We start from the raw sequence: 21,608 nt of genomic DNA, 5'->3' as shown, positions 1-21,608 counted from the left end.
CGAGCGTCTGCCACTACACCGGCTCGCTGCGCCGCGGCGCGTAGCCCACCGCAGTGCGACGACGCGCTGCACGGCCCGCCGGCTGTGCAGCCGACACGGCGCGCAGGCGTGCGGGTTCCGCTGGACGAACACCACGCGGAGCACTTCTGCAACACTCGGAGAGGACGTTCACGAGAGCTTTTGTTCTTTGCCTTGTCAGCGGCAAAGCCGCTGAGGTTCCGCTACCGGCACCGCCACGCAAATCCAGCCCGGACAAATCCCTCAAGCCGCCGAAGTGACCAGGACATCCGTTGGCACGACTTCCCCAGCCGCCGGCACCGGCGGTGCTGCAGGCGATGCTGCGGCGCACCGAGGACGTGATCGCGGTTCCCGCGGGAACCCGGCTCTCGCGCGTGTTCACCTCCGGCGGCAACCACCCGCAGCAGTGGGACAGCTTCCGCTACGCGGGCCCGCTGCCGCACGCCCGGTTCGACCCGCACCTGCCGAACACCCAAGGTGGGCCGACGGTGACCCGGGAGCACGGGGTCCTCTACTTCTCGCTGTCGGTGCGGACCTGCGTGGCAGAGGTGTTCCAAGCGACCTCGACGGTCGATCGGCGCACCCGCAAGCCGCACCTGGTGCTCTGCAGGCCGCGGCGCACGCTGCGGCTGCTGGACCTCGGCGGGCTGTGGCCGACCCGCGCCGGAGCGTCGCAGGCCATCAGCAACGGCCCGAAGGAGCGCACGCAGGCGTGGGCGCGCAGCATCCGCGCGGCGTACCCGGAGCTGGACGGGCTTTGGTACCGCTCGGCGATGGACGCGGGGAACCCGTCGCTGTGCCTGTGGGATCCGCCGTCGGCGACCGCGCTGCCGGATTCGCCGGACGTGCTGCTGCCGCTGGACCACCCGGGCCTAGACGTCCCGCTGGGGCGGGTCTGCAAGGAGTTGAACTACACGCTGCTGGACTGAGTCGCGGAAAGGGCGCGCGACCTGCAGCCGCGCGACCTTTCCGGTGCCTCCGGATGCGCCGCCCGCTAATCACCGGGCACGGCGCGGAAATTTCACGAGGAGCTTTCCGGCTGATGCGCCTTCTGCTCTTCTTCGTCCTTCCGGGATTTCGCGAGGCTCGCGACGGTGGTGATCACCAGCACCACCACGATCACGCCGAGCGACATCCAGTTGTTGATCTCCAGCCAGGTCGGCACCAGGTGGTACTCGTGGAATGCGTGCAGCACCAGCTTGATGCCGATGAACCCGAGGATCACCGAAAGCCCCACGTTCAGGTAGACCAGCCGGTCCACCAGCCCGCCGAGCAGGAAGTACAGCTGCCGCAACCCCATCAGCGCGAAGGCGTTCGCGGTGAACACCAGGAACGGGTCCTGCGTGATGCCGAAGATGGCCGGGATGGAGTCGACCGCGAACAGCAGGTCGGCGCTGCCGATCGCGACGATCACCACGAACATCGGCGTCAGGTAGCGCTTGCCGTCGATCTTGATGATCGATTTGGTCTCGTGGTAGTCCTCGGTGACCGGGAAGACCTTGCGCACCCAGCGCACCACGATGTTCTCTTTGTACTCCTCGTCCTCGTCCTTGTTCCGGATCATGCCGAACGCGGTCCAGATCAGGAAACCGCCGAAGATGAAGAACACCCACACGAACTGCTGGATCAGCGCCGCGCCGACGGCGATGAACGCACCGCGCATGACCAGCGCGAGCAGAATGCCGATCAGCAGCACCCGGTGCTGGTGGATGGTGGGTACCGCGAAGCTGGACATGATCACCATGAAGATGAACAGGTTGTCCACGCTCAGCGAGTACTCCGTTATGTAGCCGGTGAAGTACTCGATCGCGAAGTGCGCATCACCGAAGATCCACACGCCGATGCCGAAGGCGATCGCGCACGCGATGTAGAACACCACCCAGCGGGCCGCTTCGCCGGTGGTCACCTCGTGCGGTTTGCGGTCCACGATGACCAGGTCGAGCAGCAGCAGCAATGCCAGCCCGCCTAGCGTGGCCGCCCACACCCACCAATGCGCGTGCAGCGTGTCCGCTGCTTGGGCCTGGGGTGCGGCCGCCATCAGCTGGACACCCATGGATCACCTCCGGTTCAGGGCATGCGCCGGGACCGGAGGTCTCTTCCACCGGCGAACCGGCCGGCGGCACCGGGCCCCTCCCGGCGACGCGCCGGGAGAACGTGACCGTGATGACGATGCCGCCGCGAAGGAATACTCCCCTCCACAACGTTGCCAAGATTGTCACTTATGCGCGGTCCCGACCACCAGTCGGGGTGATGATCGGCACGAGTGCACGCGGAACGTTACGACTGCAGATTCTCCACCGGCAACTTCCTGGTCATCGGCTCACTCGAAGTGGGCGCAGCGACGTCGCGCTGTGACCAATCACATTCGATCGAACCAGCGTTGAACCGACCATCGGGGGATGGACTCGGCGCGTCGCGTCGCTACGATCACCGCGCCCGCCCCAGGCCCACGTGGCGGGACCGCACTCGGGGATGCGGCCGTGCACCGACGACTCGACGACCGTGAAGGTGGCGGCGCGGCAGGCGGCCGATTGCTGTTCGGTTGCTGCTTCATAGCGTCTTCGCCTTCACCCGCTCCAGGATGAAACCGTTGCCGCCTCGTTCCCCTAATGTCCGGACCGTGTCCCCGACCTCCCGCCGCAATGGCCTGCTGCTGCTCGTGGTTCTCGTCGTCGTGGCATTGGCCGCGAGCGTCGCGCTGTGGCCGGGCCGGACCGCCGCACCAGCGCTGCCGCAACCGCGGCAAGTGCTGATCGACGTGGCCGACGGGCCGGGCGGGCAGCAGCGCGCCCAGCTCGACGCCACGCTCTACGCGCCCGCCGACACACCGGCCCCGGCGGTGGTGCTCGCGCACGGCATCGGCGGGGACAAGAACACTTCCGCCGCGCAGGCCCGCGAGCTGGCTCGCCGCGGGTTCGCGGTGCTCACGTACTCGGCGCGAGGGTTCGGCGCCAGCACGGGCCGCATCGCGCTGAACTCGCCGGAATACGAAGTCACCGACGCGCGCCAGATCGTGGACTGGCTCGCGCGCCAGCCCGAGGTGCTGCGCGACGCCGACGGCGATCCCCGGGTGGGCGTCACGGGCGATTCCTACGGCGGGGCGTTGAGCCTGCTGCTGGCGGGCACGGATCCGCGGGTGGACTCGATCGCGCCGGTGATGACCTACAACGACCTCGGTCAGGCGCTGCTGCCGAACTCCGCGTCGCGCGCCCCGATTCCCGCGGACAGTCCGGCGCGCAGCGCTTCCTCCCCGCAGGGCGTGTTCAAACGGGCCTGGGCGGAGCTGCTGTTCTCCGCCGGCGCCACCCGGCAAGGCGCCGACTCCGGTGGTTCCGCCGGGCCGAGCCAGGCCAGAGCCACCCCCACACCGCCCGCGACCTGCGGGAACTTCCAGGCGGACGTGTGCGCGGCCTACACCGAGCTCGCCCGCACCGGCCGCGCTTCGCAGCGCACGCTCGACCTGCTGGCCGCGGCATCGCCGAAGTCCACCGGGCCGATCCGGGTGCCGACGCTGCTGGTCCAGGGCGAGCGCGACACCCTGTTCGGCCTGGACCAGGCGGAGGCGAACGCGCGGCAGATCACCGACGCGGGCGGCCTGGTCAAGCTCGTGTGGTTCGCCGGTGGTCACGACGGCGACCCGCCGGGACCTCGGGTGCATGCCAAGGTGGCGGACTGGTTCGCGTTCCACCTCGGGCTGCCCGGCCCGCAGCGCGACCCGGGCAGCGGGTTCGAGTACGACGTTCCCGGGACGCCGCGGCGCGACGGCGAGATTCCGGTGCGAACGGTCGCGGCGCCCGCCTATCCCGGGCTGGCCGCCGAGCGCACTCCGCGCTTTTCGCTGCCGCTGCGCGGTGCGGCGGCGACGGTGGTGAACCCACCCGGTGGCTCGCCCGGTTCCACGAGTTCGCTGCCTGCGGCCGGAGCCGCTCAGCACGGCGACGAGTCCGCCGCGCGCGATCTGCCCGGCCAGGTCGCGGCGTTCCGCACCGATCCGGCCTCGTCCCGGACGTTGATCTCCGGTGCCGCGCAGACCCGGTTGTCGGTGTCCTCGGTGCCCGGCCAGCCCGCGACGGGCGACGCCGTGCTGTTCGCGAAGCTCTACGACATCGATCCGGCGGGCAGGCGCGACCTGCTGGGCGACTCGGCCGCGCCGATGCACGTGACCGGGCTTTCCCCCGATGGCAAGCCTTCCGAGGTGAACGTTTCGCTGCCCGGTGTCGTGCACTCGCTGGAGCCGGGCCACCGCCTGGAACTGGCGGTGACCACGACCGATCAGGCGTACGCGACGCCGGTGGAGCCTTCCGTGCATCGGGTTGCCCTGACCGGGAACAACGCCGTGTCGGTGCCTTCGGTGCGCGGGACGACCGTGTCCGCGGCGACTTTCCCGTTCGCTCCGCTCGCAGGCGCCGGAGCCGTCGTGCTGCTGGCGTTGCTGGCCTGGGGCGCGTCCCGGCTGCGCGGCCGGGCGCAGGCTCCGGACGAAGCGCTGGCCGAGGTGCCGTTGCAGATCAGCGAGCTGCACAAGACTTATCCGCACCGGATCACCGCGCTGTCCGGGTTGTCGCTGCAGGTGCAGCGCGGCCAGGTCGTCGGGCTGCTCGGGCCGAACGGAGCGGGCAAGACGACGACGCTGCGCACGCTGCTCGGCCTGTTGCGGCCGGATTCCGGCTCGGTGCGGGTCTTCGGCCATCCCGTGCGCCCCGGCGCGCCGGTGCTGTCCCGGGTGGGTTCGCTGGTGGAGTCGCCCGGGTTCCTGCCGCACCTGTCCGGGTTGGAGAACCTGAAGAACCACTGGGCCGCCACCGGCCGCCCCGCGCTGCAGGCCCGCTTCGACGAGGTGCTGCAGATGACCGGGTTGGACGAGCACGCCGACCGCCGCACGGCGACGCTGAGCCGGGGCATGCGGCAGCGGCTGGCCATCGCGCAGGCCATGCTCGGGCTGCCGGACCTGCTGGTGCTGGACGAACCGTTGAACGGGCTGGATCCGCCGCAGATCCACCGGCTGCGCGAGATCCTCCGCCGCTACGCCGAGACCGGCCGCAGCGTGCTGATCTCCAGCCACCTGCTGTCCGAGATCGAGCAGACCTGCACGCACGTGGTCGTCCTGCACCGCGGTGAGGTGGTCACCGCGGGCGCGGTGGACGACGTCGTCGCGCTCGACGGGCAGGCGACCTTCCGGGTCGACGATCCGGAGCAGGCCGCCGAGTCGCTGCGCCGGCTGGAGGGACTCGGCGCGGTGGAGGTCGACGGCGATCTGCTGCACGCCGACCTGGCCGGGCAGCCCCGGTCGGTGGCGGTGAACGTGCTGGTGGCTTCGGGAGTGGCGATCAGCCAGGTCGGCCCGCGTCGCCGGCTGGAAGACGCCTTCCTGGACCTGGTCGGAGAGGAGCGACGCTGATGACGCAGGAACCGGCCACTCAGCAGGAGCGGGCCACCCAGCAGGAGCCGTCGCAGCACGCAGCGGAAACCGACGCAGCGTTGCTACCGGTCAGCGGCCTGGACGCGACCCAGCCGGACGGCAGCGTGCGCGGCTACCGCGCGTCCCGGACGTTGCCGGTCCGGGTGGAGCTGGCCAGGCAGCTCAAGCGCAGGCGCACCCGGTTCGCGCTGGGTTTCCTGGCGTTGCTGCCGTTGCTGCTGCTGGCCGCGTTCGAGATCGGCGACGCCGGTTCCGCCCGCCGCGCCTCCGGTGAACTGGTGGATCTGGCCACCGGCAGCGGGCTGAACTTCGCGATGTACGCGCTGTACTCCTCGGCCCCGTTCTTGCTGGTGGTGATCGTCGCGCTGTTCTTCGGCGACACCGTCGCCAGCGAAGCTTCCTGGAGGAGCCTGAAGTACCTGCTGGCCGCGCCGGTGCCGCGGGCCCGCCTGCTGCGGCAGAAGGCGCTGGTCGCGGCGTTGCTGTCGCTGTGCGGGCTGGTGCTGCTGCCCGCGATCGCGCTGGCGGTCGGGGTGTTCTGGTACGGCCCGGGAGACCTGGTGAGTCCTTCGGGCAGCGTGGTGCCGTTCCCGCTGGGCGCGCTCGACCTGGCGCTGGCGGTGGCGTTCCTGGCCGTGCACCTGAGCTGGGTCGCCGGTCTGGCGCTGTGCCTGAGCGTGCGCACCGACGCGCCGCTGGGCGCGGTCGGCGGCGCTGTGGTGCTGTCCATCCTGTCGCAGATCCTCGACCAGATCTCCGCGCTCGGCGGCCTGCGCGCGTACTTGCCGACGCACTACGCGACGTCGTGGACGGGACTGCTGGGCGAGGGTCCGGAATGGGCCGGTGTGGTCCACGGCGCGTGCTCGGGCGTGATCTACGCGGCGGTGTTCACCGCGCTGGCGCTGTGGCACTTCCACCACAAGGACGTCACCAGCTGACGCGTTCGGCGGCCCGCTGCCGGGCCCTGCGCGAGACGAGTTCGAACACGGGCGCATAAGCTGCTCCGCGATGGAGGTCTTCCACCTGCGCTACTTCGCGGCCGTCGCGGAGAACCTGAGCTTCTCCCGGGCGGCCCGCGAACTGCACATGGCGGTGTCGCCGTTGAGCCGCCGGGTGCGGGACCTCGAGCGCGAGCTCGACGTGCGCCTGTTCGAGCGGGATTCGCACAACGTTGCGCTGACCCCGGCCGGATCGGCGTTGCTCCCGCTGGCGCGCGAGGCGTTGGCGCGGTTCGACGAGATTCCGCGGCGGCTGCGCCAGGAGCTGGGCGCGCAGCCCGCCGTGGTGCACATCGGCATCGCTCCCGCCTTGAACGAGCGGCTGCGGAACCTGCTCAAGGAGTTCGAAGCCGCCCAGCGGTTCGAGGTGCGCCGCTGGCCGGGCGGCAGCCTGGACCTGGCCGGTCAGGTGCGCCGCCAGGAACTGGAGCTGGCGCTGGTGCACCTGCCGGTGCACGTGGCGGACGTGCAGGTCCGGGAGGTCATGCGGGAACCGGTGGGCGCGGTGCTGCCCGCCGCGGAGTTCGCGGGGCGCAGCTCGGTGTCGCTGGCCGAGTTGGCCGACCACGTCTTCGTGCGCCCGGGTTCGGGCATGAACCCCACGTACTTCGAGCAGCTCGAGGTGCGGATGGCCGCTGCCGGGGTGCACCGCTGGACGACGTTGAACTCGCTGGACTACTCGGGCACCGCGGAGTTCGTGGCCAGCGGCGGCGCGTTCGCGGTCACCATCCTCGGCAGCGGCGAGTCCTTGAGCGGCCCGCGCCGGGACGACGTGGTGGCGCTGCCGTTCGCCGATTTCGAACCGGCGCTGTCCACCGGGCTGATCTACCGCTGCGACCGGGCCGCACGCGGCGGTGACCTGCACGAACTGCTCACCGAAGCGATCACGGCGCTGGGCTGAGGCGCGCCCGGCGGTGTGCTGCCGGGCGGCCCCGGGTAATTCGAGGTGGCGGGCGTCCACGAACACCGGGCGGTGCAGCGGAAATCCGCGACCGCCGAGCTACCCGCTGAAATACCGCATCCCGCTGGACCGCTGCGGTCACGCCGTCGTTCTCCGATCGGGCGCACCGATCGATTGCCGCTGCGCGCGACCCGCTCCTAATGTCGTTAGTGAAGCAAACGAAATCGCCTCGTCCGGGAGTGCCCTGCATGAACGCCCCTGCCACCACCGCGACCTCGGGCCGGGAGGGCCCGCTGGCCGGGGTGCGCGTCATCGACATGTCCACTGTGGTCATGGGGCCGTACGCGGCCCAGATCCTCGGCGACCTCGGTGCCGACGTCATCAAGATCGAGTCACCGAAGGACACCGTGCGCAACAGCACGCAATACCGGAACACACCGGGCATGACACCGCTGCACCTCAACGTGAACCGGAACAAGCGCAGCGTGTCGCTGAACCTCAAGGACGAGGCCGGCCACGATCAAGCGCTGCGGCTCATCAGCGGCGCCGACATCCTGATCACGAACATGCGGATCGGTGCGCTGCGCCGCCTCGGGATGGACTACGACAGCCTCGCGGCCGAGCACCCGCACCTGATCTACGCGCACGCGCAGGGATTCCGCCCCGATTCCGAACGCGCCGACCTCGCCGCCTACGACGAGACCGTGCAGGCCGCCTCCGGCTTGCTCGACCTGGCCGAGCGCGCCGGGGACATCGGCTCGCCCGCGGTGCTGCCGAGCATCTTCGGCGACAAGGTCGCCGCGCTGACCATCGCCTACAGCACGCTGGCTGCGCTGCACCACCAGCGCGCCACCGGGCAGGGGCAGCTCGTCGAGGTCCCGATGACCGACACGCTGCTGGCGTTCAACATGGTCGAGCACTTGCAGGGAGCGGTGTTCGAGCCGCCGATGAGCGGCACCGGTTTCCCGCTGTCGATGAACAAGGGGCACCGGGCGCGGCCCACCAAGGACGGCCAGGTCATGATCATGCCGTACACCCCGCAGAACTGCCGGGACCTCTTCCGCGCCGGTGGCCACCCGGAACTGGCCGAGGATCCGCGGGTCAACGGCGAGGTGCTGGACGCCCGCGCGCACGGCGCGGCGATCGCCGAGCTGATCGAGTCGGTCACGCCGAACCTGACCACCGACGAGTGGATCGAGGTTTGCACCAAGAACAGCATCCCGGTCGGCCCGGTGCTCAAGCTGGACGAAGCCGCCGAGGACCCCTACGTCCGGCAAGGACACCTGCTGGACCTCGGTGAGCACCCCAGCGAGGGCTCCTACCGCGTCGTCGGGGTGCCGATGAACTTCTCCGCGACGCCGGCCTCGGTGCGCGAGCACGCGCCGATTCCCGGCCAGCACACCGACGAAGTCCTCGACGAGCTGGGCCAGGGAGGTCAGCGGTGAAGCGTGACGAAGTCCTGCGCAGCTTCACCACCCCGCTCGGCGCCCCCGCGTACGCACCCACCGCGGCCCGGTTCACCGACCGCGAGTACCTCAACGTCGTGTACCGGACCGACCCGGACGCGCTGCGGGCGGTGGTGCCGGAGCCGCTGGAGTTCGACGAGCCGCTGGTGCGCTTCGAGATCATGAAGATGGGCGAGGTGACCTCGTTCGGCCCGTACGTCGAGTCCGGGCAGGCGATCCCGGTGCGGCACGGCTCCGAGCACGGCGAGTACCTGCACGCCATGTACCTGAACAACTTCCCCGCCACCGCCGCGGGACGGGAGCTCAGCGCCTACCCGAAGGTGATGGGTTCGCCTGCGCTGTTCGCCGACCACGCCGCTCTGGTGGGCACGTTGGACTACGGCTCGCAACGGGTGGCGACCGCGACGATGGGCTACAAGCACCACGCGCTGGACCTGGACGAAGCGAAGGCGCAGATCACGGTGCCCACGTTCATGCTCAAGCTGGTGCCCGGCTACGACGCCGCGCCGCGGATCGCCGAGCTGGTGCGCACCCAGATCACCGACATCGTGGTCAAGGAGGCCTACACCGGCCCGGCTCGGCTGCAGCTGTTCGAGCACGCGCTGGCGCCGCTGGCGGATCTGCCGGTGCGCGAGGTCGTCTCGGCCAGCCACATCGTCACCGATCTCACCCTGGGTCCGGCGCGCCCGGTCCACGATTACCTCGCCGAATGAGGGAAGAAATGCCGAGCGATCCACAATGGACGAACGTGGCGGTGGTCGGGGCGGGCACCATCGGCCTGTCGTGGGCCGCCTTGTTCGCCGCGCACGGCCACGACGTGCGGATCACCGACCCGCGCGAAGATCTGGAGCAGCTGGTGGCCGACGCGATTCCGTCGCTGTCGGCCGGAATACCGGACTCCGACCCGGAAGACCTGCGCAGCCGGGTCCGCCCCGTGCACGACCTCGCCGAGGCCGTCGCCGACGCGGACCTGGTGCAGGAGAACGGACCGGAGCGACTCGAGTCCAAACAGGACCTTTTCGCCGAAATCGCCCGGCTGGCACCGGATGAAGCGGTGCTGGCCTCGTCCAGCTCCGGCATCGTCGCCTCCGAGATCGCCGCGAAACTGTCCGAACAGGACGCTGCCCGCGTGTTGATCGCGCACCCCTTCAACCCGCCGCACGTGGTGCCGCTGGTGGAGATCGTGCCGGGCGAGCGCACCGCGGAGCCGGTGATCACCCGGGCGATCGAGTTCTACCGCACGCTCGGGAAGACCCCGGTGCGCGAGCACAAGGAGGTCTCCGGTTTCGTCGCCAACCGGTTGCAGAGCGCGCTGATGCAGGAGGCGATCTCGCTGGTGCTGGACGGCGTGGTCAGCGCCGACGAGCTGGACACCGTGATGAAGTCCTCGCTCGGCGGCCGCTACGCGACCGTCGGCCCGTTCGAGAGCTTCCACCTCGGCGGCGGCCCCGGCGGCATCCGGCACATGATGCAGCACCTCGGCCACGGCATGGCCCGGCGCTGGGGCGATCTCGGCCACCCGGCGCTGACCTCCGGCGCGATCGAGGAGATCGCCGGGCAGACCGAGTCCGCCTACGGCTCCGGCCCGGAGGCGTACCGGGCGCGTTCCCAGCGGCGCGACCGCAAGCACCTGGCGCTGCGCGCAGCGCTGCACGACGAATCTGCGAGGTAACAATGCCCAGAAAGGCCAACTCCGAACCCGACTTCTTCGGCTACGCCGAGCTGCTCAGCGACGCCGAGCGGGCCGAGCTCGCCGAGATCCGCGACTACCTGCAGCGCGAGATCGCCCCGATCGCCAATGGCGCATGGGAACGCGCCGAATTCCCGCCCGAGGCGATCGGCAAGTTCGCCAAGCTGCGGCTGGCGGGCTACTCGTACCCGGAGTTCGGCGACGGCAAGCAGCGCAGCCCGCTGTTCCCCGGTTTCCTGAGCATCGAGCTCAACCGCGTCGATCCGTCGCTGGCGGTTTTCGCCGGTGTGCACAACAACCTCGCCATGGGCAGCATCTACGGCGGCGGTGACCAGGCGCAGCGGGACCGCTGGATGCCGCAGCTGGTCGGCATGGACAAGATCGGCGCGTTCGCGCTGACCGAACCCGAGGGCGGCTCGGACGTCGCAGGCGGGATGCGCACCACCGCCCGCCGCGACGGCGACGAGTGGGTGCTCGACGGCGCCAAGCGCTGGATCGGCAACGGCACCTTCGCCGACGTGATCGTGGTCTGGGCCCGCGATGTCGCCGACGACCAGGTGAAGGGCTTCGTCGTCGGCCACGACACCCCCGGCGTCACCGCCACCAAGATCGAAGGCAAGGTCGCGCTGCGCACCGTGCAGAACGCCGACATCGTGCTGGACGGCGCCCGGGTTCCGGAGGCCGACCGGCTGCAGAACATCGACAGCTTCCGGGACACCGCGAAGGTCCTCGCCCGCACCCGCGGCGGCGTGGCGTGGCAGGCGCTCGGGGTGGCGCTGCGGGCCTACGAACTGGCCCGCGAGTACGCGGTCGGCCGCGAGCAGTTCGGCAAACCCATCGGCGGCTTCCAGATGATCCAGGACCTGCTGGTGAAGATGCTCGGCAACGTCACCGCGATGTTCGGCATGGTGGTGCGGCTCAACCAGCTCACCGCCGAAGGCAAGGCGGGTGCGGATCAGGCCGCGCTGGCCAAGGCGTTCACCACCACGCGGATGCGCGAAGTCGTGGCGTGGGCGCGGGAATTGTTCGGTGGCAACGGGATCGTGCTGGACTACGAGGTCGCGAAGTTCTTCGCCGACGCCGAGGCGATCTACTCCTTCGAGGGCAGCCGCGAGATGAACACGCTCATCGTCGGCAAGTCCATCACCGGGCTGAGCGCTTTCACGTGAGGTACTCCGTGACGGGCTGCCGCTGAACCGGCAGCCCGTCACGAGCGGGCTGTTCGCTTCCGGTCGTTCACCGCGAGGATGTGCGGTCAGCGGGCCGGACGCGGGTGCCGTGCCCCGGCGGTCTCCGCAGGCGGCCCACCGTCCACAGTGTCCGGACACGGACTCCGGCGACAAGGTTCCGGAAACCGCGGACGCTCAGGCGGTTTCCACGTCCGGCAGCTCGACGTCCCAGCGCAGCAGTTCGCCGGGATCGTCGTCCGGTGCGTCGATGTGCCGCTGGTGCAGCCGCTCGACGTCTTCCGGACGCTCGGCGTGGCCGGCGTCGATCGCCATGGACATGCGGGCGCTGCGCGCCGCGTTGCGCTCCATGCGGGGCCGCCGCAACCGCTCGTAGACGTCGAGATCGCGGTCGCGCAGTGCTTTGCCCAGCAGCACCGCGTCCTCCAGCGCCATCGCGGCGCCCTGCCCGGTCGCCGGTGAGGCCGCGTGCGCGGCGTCGCCCAGCAGCAGCATCCGGCCGGCGCGCCACCTCGGAAGCGGCACCAGGTCCCGGGCGTTGGTGGCCAGCACTTCGTCCGCGGCCTCGACGACGTCCGCCGCAGGCGTCGCGTCCGGCCGCAGCGCGGCGAGCAGCCGAGCACGCCGCGAAGCCGCCGGCTCGCCGGGGTCCAGCGGCGGCGCGGCCAGCCGTGCGAACCAGAACGTCCGGCGCTGCGGCGAAACGGCGTAACCGAAGTTCACCGCGCTCCCGGTGATCATCTCGATGCGCCCCGGCTCGTGCGGCACTTCCGCGCCGGTCCCGTAGAAGACTTGCTGCCCCACGTAACGCGGCGGACCCGGATCGATCTGCGCCCGCACGGCGGAGTTCAGCCCGTCCGCGCCGAGCAGCAGATCCCCGTGCACCTCCCGTCCGTCGGCCAGCCGCACCGAAACCCGCTCGCCGTCCTGCTCGGCGGCGGCGAACCGAGCGTCGTGCTCCACCCGAAGCCCGCGCCGCAGCATCTCGGCCCGCAGTTCCGCGACCAGCTCGGCCCGCCGCAGACACAGGTGACCGTCCAGCGCCGACACCGCGCGTTCCACTCCGTCGGCGCTGAGGAAACGCGCCGTCTCCAGCCGGAATCCGGCCGTCGGCGAAACCCCGAGCTGATGCAGCGCCCGCATCCCGTTGCCCGCCAGCACGAGGAACGCCCCGGCGTCGACCGCGTCCTGCGGCGCCGCTTCGAGCACCCGGACGCCGATCCCGGCCGCATCCAACGCCAGCGCCGCGGCCGCACCCGCGACGCCACCTCCGACTACAACGGCCTCCACGGCGACTCCCCCAAGGCGATCAGCGACGTCGCGAGCCACGGTAGCGGCCCGCCGTCCCCGCCTGCCGAAGCGGTGATCAGTTCGCCGGGACGGGCCTGCGCTGCCCCTCGGAGACCTCCACGACGTGGACCGGGTGGTTCCGCGGCTCCCCGGTCTCGGCGTCGAACCAGAACAGCCCGCCCGCGCCGGTCACCTCGTTGTCCGGCCCGAGCTGGCGGAGGCTGTTCAGCACGCTGCGCGACGACGGCGGCGCGCCGGTGAGCTTGCCGCCCGTGGCGTTGGTGATGGCGGTGCCCGCCGCGAGCATCGCGTCGTACTCCATGATCGCCCAACCGTTGGCCAGGTCGGCTTTCGGGAAGTCGCGGAGGAACGATCCCTCGAAGTCCCGGTAGTTCTGCCCGAGCGGGTCGGGCGAGGCGCGCAACGCGTCCGGGTCGGCCAGCGCCGCGTAGACCACCTTGACGCCCTCCGGCACCTCGGCCGGGCGCAGGCCGGCCGCGTCGGAGCCGGTGACCACGGTGAGACCGCTGCCGCACTCGAGTTCGCTCACCCGCTCCAGGAAGTCCGGCAGCAGCGAAGCGCGTCCGCCGTAGAGCAGCCCACCGCGACCGCACACCTGCCGGGCCACCAGATTCAGCTGGTTGCGGATCGACCCGGGGTCCGAGTCGCCGCCGAACACCACCGGCGGCCCCTGCTGGACCTTCCCCGCGAACGCATCCCGCAGCGAGTTCGCCAGACCGTAGGTGTAGAAGTCCGCGCGGTTGGCGTCCCGCACCAGCGCGTACTCTCCGCCGGGCTGCGCCGCGTCGAGGTATTCGTCCAGCTTCTGCGCCTCCGCTCCGTTGCTCGGGCTCGCCCGGAACAGCCCCTCGATCCGGCCGCCGCCGGACACGGTGGAATCCACGCCCTCCACCTGCCCGGTCGCGTCGAGGCCGTTGGCGGTGAGCACCGCGCCCACCATCGGCAGCTCCGCGCGGTCCAGCGCCCGCGCGCCCTGCAACGTCTCGACCACGCTCACCCCGAGTCCGGTCACCGCGACGAGCGGGTGCCGATCGTCCTTCATCCGCACCAGCTGCCCGGTCACCGCCTGCCAGCCCTGTTCACCGGAGCCCTCGTTGGCCAGCACGACGCGCAGCGCCGGGCCGCTCCTGGCCGCGTTCAGGTGTTCCTGCGCCTTGGCGGCGCCTTCGGCCAGCGCCGCCACCTGGTCCTGCGAGGCCGGGCTGAATTCCTGGTCGGGGCGCGGCACGGGAATCAGCACCGCGACCGTGACCGCCGAACGATCCGGATCGCCCGTCGCCAAGGCGTTCTGCTCGCCGATCAGGTCGACGGCATCCCGGAGCCGCTCGTTGCCGAACGTGGAGGAGTCGGAGATTCCGATGCACCGCTCCACGTGCTCGTGATCGACCTGGTCAGGATCGACCCACCAGCCGCTGCCGCAATGCACCCGGGCGGCCAGCGCCCACCCGCGCGCGTACCAGCCGATCCCCGCGGCCAGGACCAGCACCACCACCGCGGCCGCAGCCACGATTCGGCGGTTCCGCCGTCTGCGGGTCTCCGTCCGCGGCTGCGGCGGAGTGAATCCGTCGTGCGCCATCAGCTTCCCCCTGATTCACCGGTATCGGTCCGCTTCCGCGCGGAACGCCTCCAGGCCCTCCCCGGAACGGGGCGCGATCTGGTCCAGGTCGGCGGCGATCTCGCCGCGCAGCTCGCGACCCGGCACCAGCAGCGGGTCCGCGGCCGTCCACACCGCCACCACCAGGCGGGCCACGGCCGCCAACAGCGCACCGGGATGGGAGTCGGACCCGTTCGCCGCATCGGCCCACCTGGTCAGCTCGCGCACCCTCCCGACCGGCGAGCCGCCCGGTTCGAGCTCGTTCGGCGCCGCGCAGACCGCGTGCAGCCGGCGCAGCCACTCGTGCGCGTCGACCTCCTTCAGCAACGCGGTCATCCGCTCCGCGACCGGCCGCACCTCGCCTGCCGCCAGCCGGTGGTGCAGCGCGCCGACCTCGTCGCCGTGGTTCTCGCAGTACCGGCGCAGCCAGCCGTGCACCGACGACCAGTCCGCGGCGTCCGCTTCGGTGCGCGCAGCGAGCCGCCGCAGCAGCAGGGTGCGCTGAACCCGCGGCATGGTGCGGTGAGCAGCCGCGTCGACGCTGCTCCACAGCGCCGCGCTGAAGACCTCCTGCTGCCGGTTCTGCACCTCCGGCGCCAGCGCGCTCTGGTTGACCAGCTGCAGCGCCTGCTCCAGATCGCGGGCCGCGGATGTGGTGATCAGCGCGGCGGCCGCTTCCTCGGAACCGGCGAGCAGCTCGGCCAGCAGCAGCTCCTCCAGCGGTACCGGTTCCTCCCGGGATGACGGGCGGACCGGGCAGGGCAGCAGCGAGCCCAGCTGCGCCTCCGCGAGCCCCTGCTCGGCCAGGGCGTCCAGCACCCGCCGGGTGGACAGCGCGTGCCCGCCGGTGAACCGGTGCACCGCCGCGGTGACCTGCCGCTGCCGCACCTTCGGCCCGAGCGCGGCGACCATGTTCCCCACCGCGCCTTGCGAGAGGTCGTCCAGCCGCACCGAATACCGGCTCGGCGCCCGCACTCCCCCGCGCACCGCGTCGGCGTAGCAGGCCGACTCGATCGAGGCGACCGCGGCACCGGGACCGCGCGCGGACAGGTCCGTGCGGCTGGTCGCCACCACGGTGAGCGGGTCGGGCTCGATGCCGTGCGCTCGCCGCTCACGGGCTCCGGTGAGCCCGTCCAGCAGCGCCAGCCCGGCAGGCGTGTCCACGTTGTCCAGCAGCACCGTGCAATTGAGCGTGCGGGCCTCGGCCCGCCGTCCGCGGGCGAAGCCCTCCCGCAGGTCCGCCAGGAACGCCGCCCACAGCAGCTCGCCGACCTCGTCACCGCCCTCGGCGGCGGGCTCGTGCGCTTTGTGGTTGAGGTCGACCAGCACGTCGATCGGGCGCAGGCTCAACCCGCGGTCCTGCTCGCCGTACCAGTCCCGGCCCACCGCGGGATTCCCGCGGCTGCTGCGGACGGAGTTCACCGCGGACACGATCCAACCGGGCAGTCGCTGCGCGACGGTCTGGACGGGTGCGTCCTGCAGGCCCGGCACCGTGGTCAGCAGTTCTCCGGCCAGCTCGCCCAGGTAGTCGGGCGGGTCCGGGATCCGCGAATAGGTCCGCAGCGCCTCGTCGATCTGATTGCGGGCCTTCTCCCACTGCGCGACCTCGATCTGCGGCTCCAGCGCCAGCTGCCCGGTGATGAGCCGGGCGAACTCCACCGCGCCGTAGCGCGGGCACGGCCTGCTGAGCTGGAAGGCCAGCGCGGCCAGCACCTGCGGCATCCTGGCCGCTCCGCGCTCCTCGCCGTCCGGGTGGTCGCGTTCGAGCCGCGCGCAGTCCAGCCGGGCGAACGGGATCCGCTCGCGGCACCGGTTCGCGAGATCCGCGAGCAATGCGGTCTTCCCGCTGCCCCGCGCGCCGGTGAACACCAGCACCGGCACCCGCCTGCTCGCGGGCCGACCGTCGTGCTCCGGCCGCTCCAGCATCTCCCGGACGAGGGCGATCTCCCGATCCCTGCCGTGCAACGGCACCTGCGTGGCGTAGCGCTCAGCATCCCGAGCCATGCCCACCCCCCTGCGGTAGCACCGAATTCCGGGTCCACCGATTCCCCAGAAACCGACCCGGCGGAAGAAGAAGTGGGAGCGTACTGACCGCGCAAAACCGCGGTCAACGATTAATCAGCAGAAAGAACCGTTCGGCCCAGCGGCTTGTTGAAATAACCATCGCGCACTGCGGCATTAGTGGGACGGACGGGAATATGCCGCGGTTGTCCGGCCGGATCACACGTAACGCGAAATGCCGCTGCACCCTAGAACCGCGCGGCGGACGCCCGTGGCCTCCGCCGCGCCGACCTCACTGGATCCCGGCGGCGTCCATGCCGCGCAGTTCCTTCTTCAGGTCCTGGATCTCGTCGCGCAACCGGGCCGCCAGCTCGAACTGCAACTCGCGGGCCGCGTTCATCATCTGGTCGTTGAGCTGCTGCACCAGATCCGCCAGCTCGGCGCGCGGCATCGAGCTGGTGTCCTTGCCCTCCAGCACACCGGAGGTCGCCACCGACTCCCCGCTGGGCTTCTTGCCGCGGGAGGCGTTGCGCCCGGAACCGCCGACCGAGACCGACTCCTCGGTGTCCTCGGATTCGGTGTAGACCCGGTCCAGGATGTCGGCGATCTTCTTGCGCAGCGGTTGCGGATCGATGCCGTGCTCGTCGTTGTAGGCGATCTGCTTGGCGCGGCGGCGGTTCGTCTCGTCGATGGCGTGCTGCATCGAGTCGGTCATCGTGTCCGCGTACATGTGCACCTGGCCGGAGACGTTGCGCGCCGCGCGCCCGATCGTCTGCACCAGCGAGGTGCCGGAGCGCAGGAAGCCCTCCTTGTCCGCGTCGAGGATCGACACCAGCGACACCTCCGGCAGGTCCAGCCCCTCCCGCAGCAGGTTGATGCCCACCAGCACGTCGAACTCGCCGAGCCGCAGCTGCCGCAGCAGCTCCACCCGCCGCAGCGTGTCCACCTCGGAGTGCAGGTAGCGCACCCGCACCCCCAGCTCCAGGAAGTAGTCCGTGAGGTCCTCGGCCATCTTCTTGGTCAGCGTGGTCACCAGCACCCGCTCGTCGCGCTCGGCGCGTTCGCGGATCTCGCCGACCAGGTCGTCGATCTGGCCCTCGGTCGGTTTCACCACGACCTCCGGGTCGACCAGCCCGGTCGGGCGGATGACCTGCTCGACGAACTCGCCGCCCGCGCGGCCCATCTCGTACGGGCCGGGGGTCGCCGACAGGTACACCGTCTGGCCGATCCGGTCGGCGAACTCCTCCCAGGTCAGCGGCCGGTTGTCCATCGCGCTGGGCAGCCGGAAACCGTGCTCGACCAGCGTGCGCTTGCGGGACATGTCGCCTTCGTACATCCCGCCGATCTGCGGCACCGTCTGGTGCGACTCGTCGATGACCAGCATGAAGTCGTCCGGGAAGTAGTCCAGCAGCGTGGCGGGCGCCGTCCCGGCGTCGCGGCCGTCGATGTGCCGCGAGTAGTTCTCGATGCCGGAGCAGAACCCGACCTGGCGCATCATTTCCACGTCGTACTGGGTGCGCATCCGCAGCCGCTGCGCCTCCAGCAGCTTGTTCTGCTTCTCCAGCTTGCCCAGCTGCTCCTCGAGCTCGGACTCGATGCCGCGGATCGCCTTTTCCATCCGCTCCGGCCCGGCCACGTAGTGCGTGGCGGGGAAGATCCGCAGGTCGTCCACCTCGCGCACGATCTCGCCGGTCAGCGGGTGCAGGTAATAGAGCCGCTCGATCTCGTCGCCGAAGAACTCGATGCGCACCGCCAGCTCCTCGTAGGCCGGGATCACCTCGACGGTGTCCCCGCGCACCCGGAACGTCCCGCGGGCGAAGGAGATGTCGTTGCGGGTGTACTGCACGTCCACCAGCGCGCGCAGCAGCAGGTCCCGGTCGATCTCACCGCCGGTCTCCAGCTGGATCGAGCGGTCCAGGTACGACTGCGGCGTGCCCAGGCCGTAGATGCACGACACCGAGGACACGACCACGCAGTCCCGCCTGCTGAGCAGGTTCGAGGTCGCCGAGTGCCGCAGCCGCTCCACGTCCTCGTTGATCGAGGAGTCCTTCTCGATGTAGGTGTCGGTCTGCGGGACGTAGGCTTCCGGCTGGTAGTAGTCGTAGTAGCTGACGAAGTACTCGACCGCGTTGTCCGGGAAGAACTCCCGCATCTCGTTGGCCATCTGCGCCGCGAGGGTCTTGTTCGGCTCCAGCACCAGCGTGGGCCGCTGCAGCCGTTCGACCAGCCAGGCCGTGGTGGCCGACTTGCCGGTGCCGGTCGCGCCGAGCAGCACCACGTTGGCCTCGCTGGCGCGGATCCGCCGTTCCAGCGCGTCGATCGCCTCCGGCTGGTCGCCCGACGGGTCGTAGTCGCTGACCATCCGGAAGCTGCCGCCGCTGCGCGGAATGTCCCCCACCGGGCGGTGGGTCGTGTCCGCCGGTGTCGGGTACTCAGTCGCGAATGCCACGTGTCCGAGGGTACGAGCCCCCACCGACACGACGCCCGGACCCGATGTTCACCCCTCCCGTGAGAGGCGTCTCGCGACTTATGGTTGCCACGTGACCACGCAACGCGAGATCGCGGAAAACCTCGGGCTGCCGGTGCACCCGCCGAAGGTCGAGCTGTTCGACCTGGTGCGGGGCACCAACACCGACCCCAAGCAGATCGTTCGTCACGTGGCCGAATACCGGGTGGAGCCGTTCGGGCTCTACCTCGCCCGGCCGGTCCCCGACCACCCGAAGCTGCGGGCGCTGGAATCCTGGCTGCTGCCGGACCACCGCCTGCGGATCACCCGCTGGAACTTCCTGCCCGGCCAATCGAACGGCTGGGACTTCTACGTCGACGTCGCAGCCATCGAACCGGGCCCGGACCACTGGCGCACCGTCGACCACTACCTGGACGTGCAGGTCGCGGAGGGCCGGACCGCGGAGCTGCTGGACGTGGACGAGTACCTGCTCGCGGTGCGGGCGGAACTGCTCGACGAGCGGACCGCGGAGCACGCGATGCGCGCGGCGTGCGCGGCGATGGACGGGCTGGCCCGGTACGGCTACCGGCTCGCCGACTGGCTCCGCTCCGAAGGCGTCGCGCTGAGCTGGCGCGGGCAGCCGTCGCAAGGAACCTGATTTCGGCCGATCGCACTACCGCTGAACCGGTGATCATCGCGCGGGCGGCCGAATCGGTACCCGGCGAACGCGCGAAAGTTATGTTAAAGAACGGTACTGAGGATCACATCGGCGCGAATCGACGTTACTGTCTGAGGCCGTGGGTACCGCAGTCACTCCTCAGTTGGTCGACGTGATCGACCTGTTCAGTGCGCAACGTTCCCATTCCTCCGGTTCCAGCGTCCCGCTGAATCGCTGCCAAGTGGAGCCGTGGGGCTTGTCGGTGGAGTGCGCGACGCCGGCGGACCCGGTGCACGAGGGCGAGGTGAGCTGGCTGCTGCCGGACCACGGCCTGCGGCTCACGCGGCGCCGCGCCCGGCACTGGACCACCCGGCGCGAGCCCAGCACGATCACCGCCGCGCTGATCGAGCACGACACGCGCTCGTGGGTCACCACGGACCTGCTGCTCGGGCTGCAGGTGCCGGACCACGGTTCGGCCCGCATCGTGCATGCCGAGGAGTTCGCCACCGCGGTCTCGGCGGGCATGATCCGGCTCAACCAGGCCGATTATGCGCTGCACACGGTGTACCGGCTCTTCGTCGAGCTGAGCAGGCACCGGGACGTCAGCCGGTGGCTCGCGCACCTCGGGATCTTCGACCTTTGGTGAGCCGCGCCGGTCAGTCCGGTGCCACCCAGCCGACGCGCGAGGCCCATTCCTGCGCGCTCGGCAAGGCTTCGACGAACCACGGTTCCTTCGCCGCCGCGTAGCGCTCGTGATCCGGGTCTTCGGCGAACCGCTGGGCCAGCTCCCGCTTGACCCTCGAGTAGTCCGCCCGAGCCGCCTCGTCGTCCCGCAACCAGTCGCGGAACAGCAGCGCGACCCGCTGCCCCGGGGATCCCTGGACCCGCAGGTGCAGGTTCACCGGGGAGCCCGGGTCCGCCGCGTTGTGGTAGCGCTTGAGCCACTGGTCCGGGTCGGGGGCGAACGAGTGCGGGTGGTCCCGCCGGATCCCGTCGTCGAGCGGGAATCCCGCCTCCCCCAAGGCTTCCGCGATGGCGTCGGCGTCGTCCAGCGACCGGACGGTCAGCTGCAGATCGATGACGTCCTTCGCGGGAAGCCCGGGGACCGCGGTCGAACCGATGTGGTCGACCCGCACCGCGTTGTCCCCCGCCGCCTGCCGGATCCGGGCACCGAGCCGACGCGCGGTCCGCGGCCACTCCGGGTCCGGCTCGACGATCCGCGGCGGCCGTTGCGGGGCGCGCCGCCCCGCGCGCACGTTCTGCTCGAAGGGAACCAGCCGCTGCGACCACAACCGGTCCACCTCGGCCACCAGGTCCTGCACCGGCCCGGAGTTGTCCAGCCACACGTCGGCCGCCTCGCGGCGTTGCTCGTCGGTCGCCTGCGAGCGGATCCGCGCCCGCGCGTCCTCGACGTCCAAGCCGCGGTCGACCAACCGCCGCACCCGGTCCTGTTCGGGAGCGTCCACGATGAGCACGAGGTGGTAGTTCGGCGCGTAACCGTTCTCGACCAGCAGCGGAACGTCGTGCACCACGACCGCGTCCGCGGGCGCCTGCGCCATCCGCTCGGCGGTCAACGCGCCGATCCTGGGGTGCGTGATCGCGTTCAGGTCGGCCCGCGCCTGCTCGTCGCCGAACACCTTCTTCGCCATCGCCGGCCGGTCCAGCGCGCCTTCCGGCGTCACGATGTCCGGCCCGAAGCGATCCACCAGCTCGGCCAGGCCCGCACTGCCCGGCTCGACCACTTGCCGCGCCAGCTTGTCCGCGTCGATGAGCACCGCACCGCACTGCACCAGCCGCGCCGCCACCGTCGACTTGCCCGATCCGATCCCGCCGCTGAGACCCACCCGCAACATGCGGCCCATCCTGCCAGTCCTTGCGGCCCCGAAGTTCGCACTTCAGCCCACGCGGTTGCGGGCTCC

General features: G+C 70.8%; 16 protein-coding genes. 10 read left to right on the top strand and 6 right to left on the bottom strand.

Annotated features, from left to right (window positions below):
• The first annotated feature begins 290 nt into the window (after positions 1-290).
• On the top strand, positions 291-947 hold the full coding sequence (locus INP57_RS21180) for an RES family NAD+ phosphorylase (RefSeq protein WP_200072030.1): 657 nt from the start codon (positions 291-293) through the stop codon (positions 945-947).
• A 92-nt stretch (positions 948-1,039) separates the two neighbouring features.
• On the opposite strand, the gene INP57_RS21175 is transcribed toward INP57_RS21180, so the two are convergent.
• Positions 1,040-2,056 carry a TerC family protein gene (locus INP57_RS21175; RefSeq protein WP_233628029.1) on the bottom strand — a complete coding sequence of 339 codons (1,017 nt, stop codon included), beginning with the start codon at positions 2,054-2,056 and terminating at the stop codon, positions 1,040-1,042.
• 543 nt (positions 2,057-2,599) lie between these two features.
• Between INP57_RS21175 and INP57_RS21170 the strand changes: the two genes are divergently transcribed.
• The 7 genes from INP57_RS21170 (at position 2,600) to INP57_RS21140 (ending at position 11,661) form a co-directional block, all read left to right on the top strand.
• Positions 2,600-5,416 (top strand): alpha/beta fold hydrolase, encoded by a 2,817-nt coding sequence (locus tag INP57_RS21170; protein WP_200072028.1) that lies wholly within the window; start codon positions 2,600-2,602, stop codon positions 5,414-5,416.
• Positions 5,416-6,375 carry an ABC transporter permease gene (locus INP57_RS21165; RefSeq protein WP_200072027.1) on the top strand — a complete coding sequence of 320 codons (960 nt, stop codon included), beginning with the start codon at positions 5,416-5,418 and terminating at the stop codon, positions 6,373-6,375. The genes INP57_RS21170 and INP57_RS21165 overlap by 1 nt, the downstream gene beginning before the upstream one ends.
• Before the next feature lie 70 nt (positions 6,376-6,445).
• The gene (locus tag INP57_RS21160) at positions 6,446-7,336 is read left to right on the top strand and encodes a LysR family transcriptional regulator (protein ID WP_200072026.1); all 891 of its coding nucleotides are present in this window, start codon (positions 6,446-6,448) and stop codon (positions 7,334-7,336) included.
• A 248-nt stretch (positions 7,337-7,584) separates the two neighbouring features.
• Positions 7,585-8,781 (top strand): CaiB/BaiF CoA transferase family protein, encoded by a 1,197-nt coding sequence (locus INP57_RS21155; protein ID WP_200072025.1) that lies wholly within the window; start codon positions 7,585-7,587, stop codon positions 8,779-8,781.
• On the top strand, positions 8,778-9,515 hold the full coding sequence (locus INP57_RS21150) for an acetoacetate decarboxylase (RefSeq protein ID WP_200072024.1): 738 nt from the start codon (positions 8,778-8,780) through the stop codon (positions 9,513-9,515). The genes INP57_RS21155 and INP57_RS21150 overlap by 4 nt, the downstream gene beginning before the upstream one ends.
• An 8-nt stretch (positions 9,516-9,523) precedes the next feature.
• Positions 9,524-10,474 (top strand): 3-hydroxyacyl-CoA dehydrogenase NAD-binding domain-containing protein, encoded by a 951-nt coding sequence (locus INP57_RS21145; protein ID WP_200072023.1) that lies wholly within the window; start codon positions 9,524-9,526, stop codon positions 10,472-10,474.
• A 2-nt stretch (positions 10,475-10,476) separates the two neighbouring features.
• Positions 10,477-11,661, top strand: coding sequence for an acyl-CoA dehydrogenase family protein (locus INP57_RS21140; RefSeq protein ID WP_200072022.1), 1,185 nt, complete (start codon positions 10,477-10,479; stop codon positions 11,659-11,661).
• A gap of 195 nt (positions 11,662-11,856) precedes the next feature.
• Here INP57_RS21140 and INP57_RS21135 read toward each other — a convergent pair whose 3' ends face one another.
• The 4 genes from INP57_RS21135 to uvrB form a co-directional block, all read right to left on the bottom strand.
• Positions 11,857-12,969 carry an FAD-dependent oxidoreductase gene (locus INP57_RS21135; protein WP_200072021.1) on the bottom strand — a complete coding sequence of 371 codons (1,113 nt, stop codon included), beginning with the start codon at positions 12,967-12,969 and terminating at the stop codon, positions 11,857-11,859.
• Positions 12,970-13,045: 76 nt separating this feature from the next.
• A complete protein-coding gene (locus INP57_RS21130) occupies positions 13,046-14,497 on the bottom strand; it encodes a hypothetical protein (protein WP_200072020.1) in 1,452 nt (483 codons plus the stop codon).
• 84 nt (positions 14,498-14,581) lie between these two features.
• A complete protein-coding gene (locus tag INP57_RS21125) occupies positions 14,582-16,588 on the bottom strand; it encodes a P-loop NTPase family protein (protein WP_200072019.1) in 2,007 nt (668 codons plus the stop codon).
• Positions 16,589-16,877: 289 nt separating this feature from the next.
• Positions 16,878-19,034 (bottom strand): excinuclease ABC subunit UvrB, encoded by a 2,157-nt coding sequence (uvrB, locus tag INP57_RS21120; protein ID WP_307850196.1) that lies wholly within the window; start codon positions 19,032-19,034, stop codon positions 16,878-16,880.
• A gap of 91 nt (positions 19,035-19,125) precedes the next feature.
• On the opposite strand from uvrB, the gene INP57_RS21115 reads away from it, so the two are divergent.
• Positions 19,126-19,689: a ribonuclease FAU-1 family protein gene (locus INP57_RS21115; protein WP_200072018.1), complete on the top strand. Its 564-nt coding sequence runs from the start codon at positions 19,126-19,128 to the stop codon at positions 19,687-19,689.
• Between the two features lie 139 nt (positions 19,690-19,828).
• Positions 19,829-20,335 carry a DUF402 domain-containing protein gene (locus tag INP57_RS21110; protein WP_200072017.1) on the top strand — a complete coding sequence of 169 codons (507 nt, stop codon included), beginning with the start codon at positions 19,829-19,831 and terminating at the stop codon, positions 20,333-20,335.
• Between the two features lie 10 nt (positions 20,336-20,345).
• On the opposite strand, the gene coaE is transcribed toward INP57_RS21110, so the two are convergent.
• Entirely contained in the window at positions 20,346-21,542 is a 1,197-nt protein-coding gene (gene coaE, locus INP57_RS21105) for a dephospho-CoA kinase (RefSeq protein WP_200072143.1), read from the bottom strand.
• Positions 21,543-21,608 lie beyond the last annotated feature (66 nt).

This window comes from Saccharopolyspora galaxeae, assembly GCF_016526145.1.
In the GTDB taxonomy this organism is placed as follows: Bacteria; Actinomycetota; Actinomycetes; order Mycobacteriales; family Pseudonocardiaceae; genus Saccharopolyspora_C; species Saccharopolyspora_C galaxeae.
This window is presented reverse-complemented; position numbering and strand designations above follow the sequence as displayed.

What these genes read in the sequence shown, in the direction of transcription:
- INP57_RS21145 (WP_200072023.1), top strand. Translation starts at nt 9,524, where the DNA reads ATGCCGAGCGATCCACAATGGACGAACGTGGCGGTGGTCGGGGCGGGC.
- INP57_RS21175 (WP_233628029.1), bottom strand. Translation starts at nt 2,056, where the DNA reads ATGGCGGCCGCACCCCAGGCCCAAGCAGCGGACACGCTGCACGCGCAT.
- INP57_RS21140 (WP_200072022.1), top strand. Translation starts at nt 10,477, where the DNA reads ATGCCCAGAAAGGCCAACTCCGAACCCGACTTCTTCGGCTACGCCGAG.
- INP57_RS21155 (WP_200072025.1), top strand. Translation starts at nt 7,585, where the DNA reads ATGAACGCCCCTGCCACCACCGCGACCTCGGGCCGGGAGGGCCCGCTG.
- INP57_RS21160 (WP_200072026.1), top strand. Translation starts at nt 6,446, where the DNA reads ATGGAGGTCTTCCACCTGCGCTACTTCGCGGCCGTCGCGGAGAACCTG.
- INP57_RS21170 (WP_200072028.1), top strand. Translation starts at nt 2,600, where the DNA reads ATGAAACCGTTGCCGCCTCGTTCCCCTAATGTCCGGACCGTGTCCCCG.
- INP57_RS21125 (WP_200072019.1), bottom strand. Translation starts at nt 16,588, where the DNA reads ATGGCTCGGGATGCTGAGCGCTACGCCACGCAGGTGCCGTTGCACGGC.
- coaE (WP_200072143.1), bottom strand. Translation starts at nt 21,542, where the DNA reads ATGTTGCGGGTGGGTCTCAGCGGCGGGATCGGATCGGGCAAGTCGACG.
- INP57_RS21165 (WP_200072027.1), top strand. Translation starts at nt 5,416, where the DNA reads ATGACGCAGGAACCGGCCACTCAGCAGGAGCGGGCCACCCAGCAGGAG.